The sequence below is a fragment of the Pantoea sp. ANP04 genome (assembly GCF_041982285.1).
Lineage (GTDB): Bacteria > Pseudomonadota > Gammaproteobacteria > Enterobacterales > Enterobacteriaceae > Pantoea > Pantoea eucalypti.
Map to the genome: position 1 here is coordinate 1 of NZ_JAUTYS010000173.1, position 528 is coordinate 528.

At 43.6% G+C, this 528-nt stretch carries 1 protein-coding gene; it reads right to left on the minus strand.

Annotated elements, in window-relative coordinates; translation table 11 throughout:
- Positions 1–151: 151 nt before the first annotated feature.
- A partial coding sequence (locus tag Q7C21_RS22955; RefSeq protein WP_375151231.1) for a peptidylprolyl isomerase occupies positions 152–528 on the minus strand: 377 nt, incomplete at its 5' end.

Consider the following 528-nt stretch of genomic DNA (forward strand, 5'->3'; position numbering starts at 1 on the left):
TCTAAAACTTATCCAAAAAAAGGTCAGTAGATTGCTCTACTGACCTTTATAGCTAGACGACGCTAACATTATCAATAACTATTCATTAATAATTAACTATTCGCCTAAGCATTTTATCGTCTGAAAATTTTACGCCAAACTCAAGAAGATATTAGTGCTCAACGCCACCAGCGCCATGGATATGGCCGTGGTTTAGCTCGTCTTCAGTGGCTGCGCGTACTTCTTGAATTTCTACATCGAACGTCAAACGCTTACCAGCTAACGGATGGTTTGCATCAACCGTCACTTCTTTATCGTTTACGTCAGTCACAGTTACTAGCATCACTTGACCGCCAGCTTCTGACTGAAACTGCATACCAGGCTGGATATCATCAACGCCTTGGAAGTTTTCGCGTGGTACATGTTGTACCGCTTGTTCTTGGTATTCACCGTAACCATCAGCAGGCTCTACAACGGCATTGACTCTTTCGCCAGCAGATTTGCCTTCTAGTTGTTGCTCAAGACCTGGGATGATGTTGCTATGGCCAT